Raw genomic sequence first — 12,706 nt, forward strand, 5'->3', positions numbered from 1 at the left:
TTACTTTGAATCTTTGTATAGGTGAAGGTCATCCCCGACCAACCAGCCCAAACAAACCTCCCAACCATTTCAGGAACACAAAAGGATAAGAATAGTAATCTTTGCACTCCACCACTTTTCCACCGAATGAGGCTTTAAAGGTGTTTATACCCGCCAGCGAATCGGTGGGTGGATCAATAGTATAGCCCCCAAAATCATAAACCTCAAAGCCCTGGCTCTTGAAATATTTCATATCCTCATGATGCAACAATTTATTAGCCTTCCCAACAAGAGATTTATCAACCCCTTCTATGTTTCTGCCTGAGGCTGATTGCCATGAACGAACAATTTTATTGGGACGGTCAACCAGGTAAGAATGTGCCGATAATTTCTGGCCTTCATAAACCGCATAACTGAACAGGCAATCATCTCCAAGTTCCTCCAGCCTTCTTATACTTGTAGGGTTTAAATTATGACGCGCAGCAAAATCGTTGAAAAATTCAACAAACTCACTAATCTCTTTTGCAAAAACAACTATCACACCTCCTTCCCTGGCCTGCCTTATCTGCTGGCGTATAGATTTGGTATAAGCAGCTAGTGTTTCTTCCTCTGATAAGGTAAGATCATTCTCTATAGTCCAGGAACGGGATTCTTTCATCAAGTTACTGTTACTGAAGGGCACCTTCATATGACAGCATGCTGTTAACGATATCCAATTTAATAAGCCCCCTTTATATGTGTACCAATATTCATTAACATACAGAAATAAAAATCTCTTCCTCAATAAAGCCATAATTATTTTATTAAAAAACTAGTATTAGAAATTTAGAATTTCCAGAAAAAAAACTTTTGCCAGGTTCCCATTACCCGAGCCAGATTTTCGAAACGTCCTCCTTCTTCATTAAGAGCAAACCTGGGTAAGGCCAGCCAGTCATCAGTCTTCAAATCAATCAGTCTTTGTTCAACAGTAAATGCGAGTTTATATCCTGAAGACCTGGCCGTTGACTTTATCTTTTCTGAATAATTTCCATTTGGATAGGCAAGATATTTAATTTGTTTTCCAACTATCTCCTGCAATCTTGATCTTCCACCCTCCAGTTCCATCCTGACCCTTGCTTCCTCACATTGAGTTAATATGGGATGAGATACGGTGTGAGCCCCGATCTCTATTGTTTTTATACTGGCAGCTTTCTGCAGTTCCTCTACAGTCATAGACGTTCTGGGAACTGATTTTTGAGATCTCAAATCAGCCATCATAACATCAAATGAATTGACATCCATCATCTTCCATTTCCTCAGCAAATGCTTTGCGTTCATGCCTTCACTATTTGCATTAACATAGTCCCACCAATAAGAACCTTCATAAAGAGGATCCACAGGTGCGAAAATAGTAACAGGCACTTTATATTTCTCTATCGATGGCAATAATTTATTATTCGATATATGCGCATCATCTAGTGTGATAACCACGCATTTATCTTTTGCAATTCCCTCTTCAAGCAATTTTTCCAACTCCGAAAGACTGATCATTCTGAAACCATTTTCCCTTAACCATATGATCAGACTTTCAAAAAATGATACAGATGGACGGTGGCAATAAAGGGAAAGAACCTTCGTCTTTTGATCAAATGGAAATAATCTCCCTATCCTATAAAGCAAAAAACCAAAGCTATCCTTCAGAAATTTCATTGTCCGGATTCATTTTTTAAAACATCCTGATAATATTGCAATAACCGGGAAGCTATTCTCTCAGCCTTATATGATTCTTCCATTTTTTCTTTTGCTGCTTTACCCGCTTTTATTATCATTCCGGGATTATGATACAAATTCTTAAGGATTTCTACCAATGCTTTGCCGTCCCCTTTCTCAAAGAGAAAGCCCGTACTGCCATCATCGATGATCTCAGGTATTCCACCAACTTTAGTTGCTATTACCGGTTTGCCTGAAGCCATAACTTCCAACGCTGCCATTGGCATATTTTCCTGCTCTGAAGGCATTACAAGAATTGCAATCTCCCTGATGATGTCGAGGATCTTTTTCTGCGATTGCCATCCCAAAAAGCTAATACTATCTTCCAATCTCAGACTGCTTACAACTGACTCAACTTCTTTCCGATAGGTTTCTTCCTGGTAATCACCAACAATAGTAAGCTCATACAAACATCCTAGTGATCTTAACTCTGCTAATGCATTCAGCAATAAAATCAAATTCTTTCTCGGATTGATAGCGCCCAGGTATAATAATTTTCCGGGATTGAAATGGCAACTATCAATTTGAAAAAAAACCGGACTTACCGGGTTTGGAATAATAGCAAGATTTTTTGCCTCAGTGAATCCTGACAATTGGCGGGAAGACTCCGAAAGATGTATCAGGTTATCGGGTATAGTGATTTTTGATACCTGGTTATGTAAAAAAAGCTGGGATCTCTTTTTCCATCCCTTCGCATCTTTTAATTCCATTTTGGACATACCATGTATGGTAAGTACAACTGGAATGGAGGGATCAATGAAATACCTGAACAAAAGAAATATTCCGCCCATTTGAAAATGAACAATATCAGGAGCAAAACTTCGGATAGCTTCTTTAAGGTCCCTTCCCGCAGCTAATAGTGAAGGAATGAAAGGAAATGACGAATACCTTTTAGGATAATATATCACCTTAACATTAGTGGACATTTGCACTATGGCAGGTACAGTTACCGATTTTGTATAGGTAATCACCAATACTTCAGCATCAACTCCCCTGAATTCCTGTAGCAAATTAACCAATGACGAATGTACGCCACCTTTTATGTTAGCAGGATCTACCGGAAAATCAGGAATTAGAAAGAGTACCTTCATTCAGTAGAACCTTTTAAATCGAAAAATTCCATTAGCTTTTTACCCAGTGCGTTCATCTCAAAGTATTTCTTACCAGTTAAGTAAGAATGCTTTCCTATTTCAACGGCTTTATCAGGATACATTGCTGCATATTTCATTTTTGCAGCAACCTGCGCAGTATTATAATCGCCAGCGATCAATGCATTATTGCCATCTGTAAAATAATTTTTAATCTCTCCAATATTAGTGGAAATGATCGCTGCTGATGATGCACAATATTCACCGATCTTATGAGGAAACCTGGAAACGTCCTGAGCTGAATTTCTCAATGGAATGACCAGGGCCAAACTTGATTTATATAGTTCAACAAGCTCAGGATATTTCATGTTCTGATAAACCTTTATCATGTCTGATACAGGCGACTTTTGTATTCTTTCCTGTAAAAGGAGAGAATTTTCTTTTGAGCCATTTGCAACAAGTGTAAGTGTATGATCATCTATGCCACTTTGTTCAAATGCATCAATTACAAAATAAATTACCTCCAGGTAATTCAATGAGCCGCAATATAAAATCCTCTTTTCCCTCTTTACAGGTAAAGCATCAAAAACGCTGTAGTCAACAATGCAGGGAATCTTAATCCACAATTTTGAAGGATCTGCCCTGTTTACCTCTTTAACCAGGAAGTCACTTATACAAATAACTTTATCAGCCAACCTATGACTGAACCTGTCATATAGAAAATTATCCATTTTAGTAAGCAAGGATACTTTTCTCTTATGTGATGACCAATATTCAACATTATCTACTACCAGTGTCGACCCGCTTAATGATGACAGAACCCTGTAAAAAAGAATATTCCTGAAATAATTGGTTGAGACAAGCATAATACGTTTATCCCCTTTCCATTGCAGAACAAAACGGATCTCATTCAAAAGACCACGTATTTTAAGGCTTGTGCGTTTCAGCATTCCTCCAGGCCTTATGGGTTGGCCCGAACTATAAACAAAAGGTATTCCCTCATATATATTAACCCCTTGTTCATATTGAATTGGAAAAGAATTATGGATCCCATACCTTGATACAATTATCAATTCCGCACCATTTTGGATCAATCCTTTTGCTATCAGTTTTTGTCTTTCAATTTGGGCATAGCCAAAAGGGAAACCTTTAGTGCCCATGTAGGCAATAGTATAATTAGTCATGCTCTAAAGATGAAATCCCCATTGCGTTTCTATATACCGAAACCGTTTTATTGATTACTGATTGAGTATACTTGCCAGAGGTTAACCTGAACTTATTGATGTTAGAAATAAATTCTGAATAAAGGCTCTCGTTAATTAAAAGCTCTTCAATTGCATCAGCAAGAGATGCGGCATTCTGCTTCTTTACAACAAATCCGTTAACACCATGCTCAACCATATCAGATAAACCTTCTACATCAGTGGTGATGATTGGTTTATCAAATTCAAATGCTGTTAAGGGAGCGCCACTTTGTGAAGCAGTAACATAAGGGCAAACAATAAAATAACATTGCTGAACCAGCTCTACCATATCTTCAACATCAACAACTTTATTTATTATAGTGATATCCTTCCTTTCCTTAATTGATTCATAGAGTTCGGGCATTGACCACTTTCCGGCTATCAGTAAATGCGCATCAGCTATACGCTCCCTGACCTGATTAAACGCATCAACAAGATACTCTACCCCCTTGTATGGCTTCACATATCCTAGAAATAATATTGTCTTATTAAGGGTGGGTAAAGAATTCTTTCGGAATACACCAAGTATCTCATGAAAACCAAGCGGTATTACAGCTGATTCATGGTATCTTTTTTCATTCCCCCGATAAAACCGATTACGCGTATTTTCAGAATGAAATATCATTTTAACATTACCAGATTTAAGGTAACGCATGAATAGCCTGGTACTCCAGTGTGTTTTACCCAGATGAGCATAACTCTCATGTAAAGTTTGAACTATGGGAGTGTTGCCCAATCCATAATGAAGAACCATCAGGAAAGGGTTCTGTCCTATAATATGCACCAGGTTATACCTCTCCTGCTTAAGGATCTTAGATAATCTGGAAAAGAGTTTATAATTTATACCGGAACTATAACCTTTATTAGAAAATACGTAAAACCGGATCTTGCTGGTATTGGTAAGGTAGCTGGTATACGGTTCCAGAACAGCTCTTGAAAGCGCCGGTTCCACGAGACCATAATGACCTTCTGGCACTATACTTAAATCAAAAATATGCGTCTTCTTATTTCCTGAATTAACAAGGTATATAATAGACACATCATGTTGTTCAGACAGATGCTTATAAAGATAGGAAGTAGCTTCCTCGTGATAATTTGTAACTATACAGATCTTCATTAACGGAACTTTAATCTATTCCTGACAAAATAATTATAAAGAACAACTCCAATAATACCAGAAGCTGCTCCTGCAACTAATAATCTTATTATCAAACCAGAATCTGCAAACAGGATTGACACTACATAAAGTAAAGCCATTATTATCCCAAGCATTGAAACAAGATTGATGGAAATTTTCACTGGCATTTTCAAATGCAAATAATACCAATGGAAAATTATTCCTATAACTGAAGCCACAATAAAACCATTAGAGAGCCCAACAGCCCCCTGAAAGGAGAAAATATAAAGTACAACTGAACATAAAATAGCATTCACAAAAGATAACCTTGCCATAAGGTTCTGCTCATGAAGCACACTAAAAATAGTTCCGATATAACATAAGATAGCATACAATAAGGTATACCACACCTGTGATGCAATGACATCAGCTGAAGGCAGGTATTGTTTCCCATAAATCAATAATGCAATTTCGTTACTGAAAATGCTTATTACAAAAGCGCCCACCATACCCACACCCACAACCAGTACAAGCAATGAGGAAACACCTCCAATGAATGAACTCCTATCCTCGTTATATTTCTTATTAATATTTGGGAATACTGCGGACATCATGGTAAGTACCAGCATCTGCAGTGGACTGGCAATTCTTAATGCAATATTCAGGAATCCAACTTCTTCCTTTGTTGAGTTCATTGCCAGGAAAGTATAAGGCACCCTGGTTGAGAAAACCGTGAATACTGCGAGTAAGAAAAAAGGAAATGCTTCTTTTAACAGTTCCATGAAACTGATCTCTTCATTTACTGCTGCAGCAGACAACATGGAATTGTTCCTTAAACGAAAAAACAGAAATGCTGATTTCAGTAATGCCAATAAAAAAGTTATTACTAATAATAATGTTACCGTTATATGTGTTTTAGGTATAAGCAGGACAATTAACACCCATAGAACGGCACTGGAAAGATTTACTACAGAGGAAAAACTCATCTTCTGCTGTCCGAAAACATATGCCTCAAGCGCATCCCAGGCAAGGAGTGAAAATATATAGCCAATGAGTATGAATAAAAGCAGCTCATCAAATACCAACTCAGTACTTATTGCATTTAGAACGAAAATTATAACGCTGATAGGGATAAGCAATAAAGCCCTTATTAACATTACGTTCCGTACCAGCTTTATGCCATTATAATTTCTCGCTGAAACATAACGCGTTATAATAGTACGAAGCCCAAAACCAGCAAATACACTGTAGATTCCACTCAGCGTAATGAAGTAGCCATATTTTCCAAAATCGCCGGGTCCAAGGCTTCTTGCAATCTTAATACTGGAAAAAATAGTTAGGGCCTGTACAAGAACGTTACTGGCACTTAGCACAGAGAAATTCTTGAAAACCTTATTCTTAAATAGTTTTCCGAGAACTCCTCTTAACCCTGCGGAGCTAATATTTTCAATATTCTGCATTATTCCAGTACTCTAGCTTATTTCTATTTTTTTCTCCCGGGAAAAATAGTTACAATAAAGCCCGAAGCTTATTGCAAACGTTGCAGTAACAAAATAAAATTGATTAAATGATTGTGTAATCATAAACAAAATGATATTCCCAATTACCAGGATGGATAGTAGTAAACCCAGGATATCATTTGCACGAAAGCTTTGCTTGTACATTAACCATGCACTCCTTAATGCTATAAAGAAAAGATAAGCAAACAGAGTAACCCCCACTATTCCAGTTGTAATCAGCATATAGGTAAAGCCCACATCAGTCAGCTCTCCCATCTCATAAATGGCAGGAAAATTATAATCCACACCAAACCATGGACTCCGTTGAAATATTTGCATACTCCTTTCAACTGTTCTTATTCTGGAACCCAGGTTTCCATCCCTGTTTTGTATATCAAAAGTTAACTCACGTACCCTCTCGGTGAGACTTTGAGAAAGATCACTCAAAACAGGGAGGTCAATACTTGACAATAAAAATACAAGCGTGAATACACTTAAGGCAGATACTGATAGAACCATGAGGATCCTGTTCTGTCTGTATCCGAAAATGAGCGCCATGATAAGAATAACAGAAATAATTGTTGCAATCCATTGTGAGCGTGCGTATCCAATAAATATTGCTATCAGAAATGCCAAAGCCAATAGCACATACTTCAGTTTAAACCGAACTACTAAAAGGTAAGTGACACTGAAAAGAAACATTATCAGTATTGTATAAAGTGTAGGTAGCATTACTCTTGCCATGAATGCATTAATCATCATTTGCTGACCTGCCCAGTGACCGGTATTATAAAAACTTCCATAAGGAAATAAAGGCTCCAAGCCCCTTAAACTTTGTATAATAGCCAGTACAACACCTGAGATACAAAAGATATTCAGATAATTAATAAATCGCGGAATATCTTCTTTCCTTATTAATAATGCAATAAAGTAAAAAAGCATATAAGGATACATCGATCGCATTGCCGCAAGACCGCTGGAAAGATTCACGATATTTTCAGTATTCAATACCAGAACAAGTGTATAAACTGATAAAATACTCCATGCCTGTATTACAGTACCAGGAAGTGCTCCCAATTTTTTATTATGCCATACGCACAAACCAAGCAATCCAATATTTAATGCATCGGCGAGATAAATATATGGGGAGGGACAAAAAAACACGCCTATGTTGATTGCTGTCAGTAACAATACGAGGTAAAAGACAATTTTCTGAAGCGATTGCACCATAGCTTTCAGGCCCTAAACATTAATTTCAACATTCCTTTAAAACCAAATCCAAAATGATTCCTGTTCCGGATATAAAATAAAATGCCCCGGAGAGATCCTTTCGTTCTGAACAATCTCGATAAAAGATACTGCTCAGAATGAAGGGTCCGAAGGGGCAATTGCCGGATGATCTGGTTTTTAATAAACTGATGTTCTCCGCTTAAATCATCCAGGCCTTCAACAAAATTATGGCACCATTCCTGAAACAGTTTAACTGCTTCTAGTCTGTGCTTAAAATTTCCTGCATTGGAAATATTGATCTCACTCCATCTCCAGTAAACCAGGGCCTTGCTGGAAGCGACTACTCCCTTCGATTTAGAAAGAAGGAACCAGGTGGCATCATCAGAGGCCCAGGCCATGGGGAAGTCCACAAACCCACCTATGGCTTTTAGGGCTGATAGGCGAAAAACAAAATTCTGCGCAAACAAGTCTCTTTTACCACTTACACGATGCCAGATAAAATCATAAACATCTTCCCACTCGGGCGATGAGGTGGTCATACGCAACAGTGCACCATTTTTATCTATAACCGCTGGTCGGGCATAAAAAAGATCATGAGCCTGATATTTTGCTATAAGGAGGGAAATTTCCTCCAGAAACCTTTGATGCAAAATATCATCATCTGAGAAAATGATCCCATATTCCCTGTTTGCAAACTCAATGCAGCGATTCCATGCATAAACAAGATTTTTGCTTCCCAGATTAAACTCATTCTCAAAATAGGAAATCCTATTGTCTGAATAAGTGGCTACCAGGCCGGCAATATCTTCCGGGGATCGGTCATTAACAATGATAAGTTCAAAATCAGGGAAGCTTTGAGCCAGCACGCTATCAATAGCTTCACGAAGATAGGTGAGCTTGAATGCCGGAAGCAGTACTGAAAACATTAATGGTAATTTTGATTGAAATAAATGACTATCAGACAATCCTAATCACGTTCTCAGACGATTTGCTTCTGATCATTTGTTCAATATCATTTACCAGATTTTTAAGTGGATCTATTATAAGCAGGCAAAAACCCAGGCGATGAATAGATATCTTATAAACATTATCCACTTCAATGTCAATTTCCTGGTTCATTAGAAATGGACCATATGAAAATTCAGCATTATCGGATTTTACAGTACATTTTTCAACAATGAGGGGTACAGTCTTTTGAAACAATAACCTGAGAATAGAGATCTCGCTTTCAGTAATGATTGCCCTCTCCTTCAGATAATACATAGGATGTATGGCACCTGAATTCCTCAGTTCCTTATCCGATGGATAGTTATTGCCTGCTATAAACAACAACTGATAAAAATCCTTTTCCACGTTTCCACGGATGAAGTGCTTGTTGTTATTCCTGGTTGCAATCAGGTATGGGCTGAATATGTCATAACCATACCTTTCAAGATTCCTGGATACAGACTTTAACTGATCACGTTCACATTTCGTAACAAACCAATTCATAAATATTCAAAATTATTCCAGTCTACACAAAAGCTTCGCCACTTCAGTCACATTAGGGTACTAAAGAGGTCAATTATAAAACGACATTTAATCGTATATATTACTAATAAATAGGATTTTTACTATAAGACTTACGTAGTAGTATAGTAATATCCATATCCGAATTCTTCTCCCCAGGCGCCCATTCCTCTCTTTGGCACTGCATTAAAAATAATCTTTGCGCCAAAGGGCAAAAGCGGCTGATTCCTGCCGATATAATGGGCTGCCTGTGCCTTTGGGGTATGCCCCTGTTTCAATACAAAAACGGTATTTGAAAAATGCTTGCTAAGCAAAACCATATTTGTATCATTTTCAAGCGGGGCGGTTACACCAATAATATTATCGAAACGGGTTTCTAGTTCTTTAAGAAGCATGGGGATCAATTCTTCAACCAACAATTCATCACTTTCAAAAACACGACTACCGGCGGGAAGCACATAGTACTCTCCACCATGATCCACCCTGTGAACTAACTCTTCCATTGTTGCCTTCTTATTCAAAAAGTCAGCCAGCCCCTTCCTGCCAGACATATTGAATTCATTGGTCAGCTTTTGATTTACTGTATCAAAATCTATTAAGAGTACTTTTTTGCCAATTGCTCCTAGGCTTGAAGCGAGTTTCTTCGCAAGGAACGATTTACCATCCCCTCTAACGGCTGAAGTTATCAGCAGCGACCTGTCTGCTTTAATATCACTCAGGAAAAACTGATTGCGTAGTAACCTGACCTGCTCCTCAACCACTTGCCCAACCCGTGAATTATTTTTACCTTTAACCCCTCCCGGATGTTTCCACAACTCTCCTGCCACAGCATAATCAGAAATGGTTTCAATATCCTTACGGAAAAGCATCTTCGAAGAGATATCTTCCTTAAAAAATACAAATCCAATGAAAGCAATTATTCCCAGTAAAGAGAAAATGACCATCAGCAAAAGCCGGTTTGGACTAACAGGGGCAAGCGATGACCTTGCATAATCAATAACCCTTGTATTGCCTACTGTGGTAGAATAGGAAAGTGCTGCTTCTTCTCTCCGCTGTAGCAGATAGGAATAAATCTGGTTCTTTATAGATTGCTGACGGCTAATCTCCAGCAACTGTTTTTCTTTTTGCGGAATTGAATTTAACAGGGAAGAATATTTACTTGAAGCTGTACTGAGATTTGATTTTGCAATAGCAAGATTCACCTTCTGGTTCTTCACCGCATCAAGAATGGAAGGTCTGATCTGTTTTATCTGGTCTTTGACCGCAAGTAGCACGGGACTATTCTCACCAGTTGTGTGCTTAAGTTTCTCGAACTGAAGCTGGGCATCGTTTAATCTACCCATCAATTGTGTAAGGGCAGGATCATTTACTCCAATGGTGGAAGGCATTATATTGCTTGCATTCGATCCATCAGCAACATAGTTTTCAATTTCATCCAGTACAGACATTTTAATATTTATATCCTGCAACTGCCTGTCATACATTCCGATGGCATCAAGATACTGTCTTCCCTGCTGGCTGATATCAATTACTCCTGATCGGGTCCTGAATTTCTGAATAGCATTTTCAACTGAATCTAATTGACCAACAACAAAGTCGAGCCGGCCTTCAACAGATGCAAGGGTATTAAGCGCTGCCTGGTTTTTATCATCAACTTCAGCCTGCAGATATACCTTTATTAATCCATTCAAAATATCTTCACCCTTCCTCGGGTCAGGATCCTTCATATTAAGATGAACTACAGTAGCAAGTTTATTAATAGCTGCCACTTTGAGGCCGGCCAATAAACCATTCTCCACTACTTTAGGATCCACCAGTGTAAAGTAAAATTTCTTGTTCTTCCATTGAAGATCGGCACTGTCGCGGATGGCACTGTAGAAATAAGCATTGCCCCATTCTGTTTGCACCCACTGGTTTACAGGATATTGCTTTTCATTGATCGTAACAATAGTTGCATTCTCATTTATAATAAATGGTATAGGGCTTCCTTCTGTAGATTTCAAAACCTCTTTAAGTTTCATCTTCACCGGCACGGTCGCATAGGCGGATTTCAATTTACCTTCACCATTTTCATAATAAGTACAATAGAGCCCAAGATCTTCCACTACTTTCCGCATGAGGGTATGCGATTGAAGTACTTCGATTTCATTCTCAACGATCTTATTCATTTCGAAAAAATCAATACTCTCCACCATCTTCGACTCACTGATCCCTTTCTTTTCATCCTTTATAAGAATTGAAGAAGAAATCTGGTAAACAGGCGTGAGGCTCCGTGCATAAAGATTTGCCAATAACAGAGCCACTCCCACCAAAAGAAATAACAGGGGCCAGTAAGGAAGAAATTTCCTCTTTATTATGGTAATGATATTCGATCCGGATTCTCTTGGGTCGTATGAAAAGTCATTTGACATTGTAGGTATACAGCTTAAAGTTGATGTCTTAACGATAACGGTCAATGATAATTGCGAGGAAGGCCAGTCCGCTGAGCACTGTAGGTAGTAATTGATTTAGCCTGCTGGTATTCTGAAGCTTCACGCTATTTGATTCTACATAAATCACATCATTTGCTCTCAGATAATAATATGGCGACTCAAGTAATTCTTTTTTATTCAGGTTTAATCTTCTTGTGATCTTTTCGTCACCTTCCTCCCGAATGAGAAGTACATTATCTCTTTTAGCATAAAGCGTCATGTCACCTGCCATACCCAATGCTTCCATTAAGGTGATCTTTTCGTTGGGAACATTTATGATTTTGGGGCTGGCTACTTCACCAAGAACGGTCACCCTGAAGTTAAGGATCCGAACCGTGATAATAGGATCGAGCATCAGCTTGGCTGAAATAAGTTTATCGCGAATCAACTCGGAAACCTGCTTCTTATTGAGGCCCTCCACCTTTACATTACCGATCATCGGAAAACTGATCATACCATCATTATCAACCAGGTATCCCGCGCCATGTGTTGGATTCTCATTAACGAGGCCGGGAACTACCGCTATATTGGGTGCATTGAAAATCTGGTTCTCTTCAATATTGATACTGCTAACATTAATGCTAAGTATATCAGCTTTGCGTATAACATGCGCAGAAACCAGCTCCTGGCGGGGAAAGGTCTCATCACCCAGCTTATTAAAATACCTGGCTTTTTCCGGACTCGCGCACGAAACTGTCAAAACAACCAGGCTCAAAACAAATAAATTTCTAACACCAAAAACTGTATAGGGCATACGCAACTTCATTATCTGCTAATATTAAAAAAAATACTGGTACGGCCTTATTTATTTATATAGCTA

At 38.4% G+C, this 12,706-nt stretch carries 11 protein-coding genes; all 11 read right to left on the reverse strand.

What is annotated here, in order from left to right; all coding sequences use genetic code 11:
* Nucleotides 1-28: 28 nt before the first annotated feature.
* The 11 genes from HY58_RS12140 to HY58_RS12190 all read right to left on the reverse strand — a co-directional run bounded on the left by HY58_RS12140 (nucleotide 29) and on the right by HY58_RS12190 (nucleotide 12,652).
* The gene (locus tag HY58_RS12140; protein ID WP_156123677.1) at nucleotides 29-637 is read right to left on the reverse strand and encodes a hypothetical protein; all 609 of its coding nucleotides are present in this window, start codon (nucleotides 635-637) and stop codon (nucleotides 29-31) included.
* A 167-nt stretch (nucleotides 638-804) separates the two neighbouring features.
* Nucleotides 805-1,509, reverse strand: coding sequence for a polysaccharide deacetylase family protein (locus tag HY58_RS12145; RefSeq protein ID WP_172644656.1), 705 nt, complete (start codon nucleotides 1,507-1,509; stop codon nucleotides 805-807).
* Between the two features lie 155 nt (nucleotides 1,510-1,664).
* Nucleotides 1,665-2,819 carry a glycosyltransferase family 4 protein gene (locus HY58_RS12150; RefSeq protein WP_039132321.1) on the reverse strand — a complete coding sequence of 385 codons (1,155 nt, stop codon included), beginning with the start codon at nucleotides 2,817-2,819 and terminating at the stop codon, nucleotides 1,665-1,667.
* The gene (locus HY58_RS19630) at nucleotides 2,816-3,547 is read right to left on the reverse strand and encodes a glycosyltransferase (RefSeq protein WP_172644657.1); all 732 of its coding nucleotides are present in this window, start codon (nucleotides 3,545-3,547) and stop codon (nucleotides 2,816-2,818) included. The genes HY58_RS12150 and HY58_RS19630 overlap by 4 nt, the downstream gene beginning before the upstream one ends.
* Nucleotides 3,548-3,992: 445 nt before the next feature.
* Nucleotides 3,993-5,177, reverse strand: a complete 1,185-nt coding sequence (locus HY58_RS12160; RefSeq protein ID WP_039132326.1) for a glycosyltransferase family 4 protein — start codon at nucleotides 5,175-5,177, stop codon at nucleotides 3,993-3,995.
* Nucleotides 5,177-6,637: an oligosaccharide flippase family protein gene (locus HY58_RS12165; protein ID WP_039132329.1), complete on the reverse strand. Its 1,461-nt coding sequence runs from the start codon at nucleotides 6,635-6,637 to the stop codon at nucleotides 5,177-5,179. Before HY58_RS12165 ends, HY58_RS12160 begins: the two co-directional genes overlap by 1 nt.
* 12 nt (nucleotides 6,638-6,649) lie before the next feature.
* Complete coding sequence (locus tag HY58_RS12170; protein ID WP_039132330.1) at nucleotides 6,650-7,906, reverse strand: O-antigen ligase; 1,257 nt, start codon at nucleotides 7,904-7,906, stop codon at nucleotides 6,650-6,652.
* Nucleotides 7,907-7,911: 5 nt separating this feature from the next.
* Complete coding sequence (locus tag HY58_RS12175; RefSeq protein WP_039132333.1) at nucleotides 7,912-8,832, reverse strand: glycosyltransferase; 921 nt, start codon at nucleotides 8,830-8,832, stop codon at nucleotides 7,912-7,914.
* Between the two features lie 31 nt (nucleotides 8,833-8,863).
* The gene (locus tag HY58_RS12180; protein WP_039132335.1) at nucleotides 8,864-9,397 is read right to left on the reverse strand and encodes a hypothetical protein; all 534 of its coding nucleotides are present in this window, start codon (nucleotides 9,395-9,397) and stop codon (nucleotides 8,864-8,866) included.
* A 131-nt stretch (nucleotides 9,398-9,528) separates the two neighbouring features.
* Complete coding sequence (locus HY58_RS12185; protein WP_039132337.1) at nucleotides 9,529-11,826, reverse strand: GNVR domain-containing protein; 2,298 nt, start codon at nucleotides 11,824-11,826, stop codon at nucleotides 9,529-9,531.
* Between the two features lie 28 nt (nucleotides 11,827-11,854).
* Nucleotides 11,855-12,652: a polysaccharide biosynthesis/export family protein gene (locus tag HY58_RS12190; RefSeq protein ID WP_039132340.1), complete on the reverse strand. Its 798-nt coding sequence runs from the start codon at nucleotides 12,650-12,652 to the stop codon at nucleotides 11,855-11,857.
* Nucleotides 12,653-12,706: the final 54 nt, after the last annotated feature.

Origin of the sequence: Flavihumibacter sp. ZG627 (assembly GCF_000814325.1) — a bacterium.
GTDB lineage: Bacteria > Bacteroidota > Bacteroidia > Chitinophagales > Chitinophagaceae > Flavihumibacter.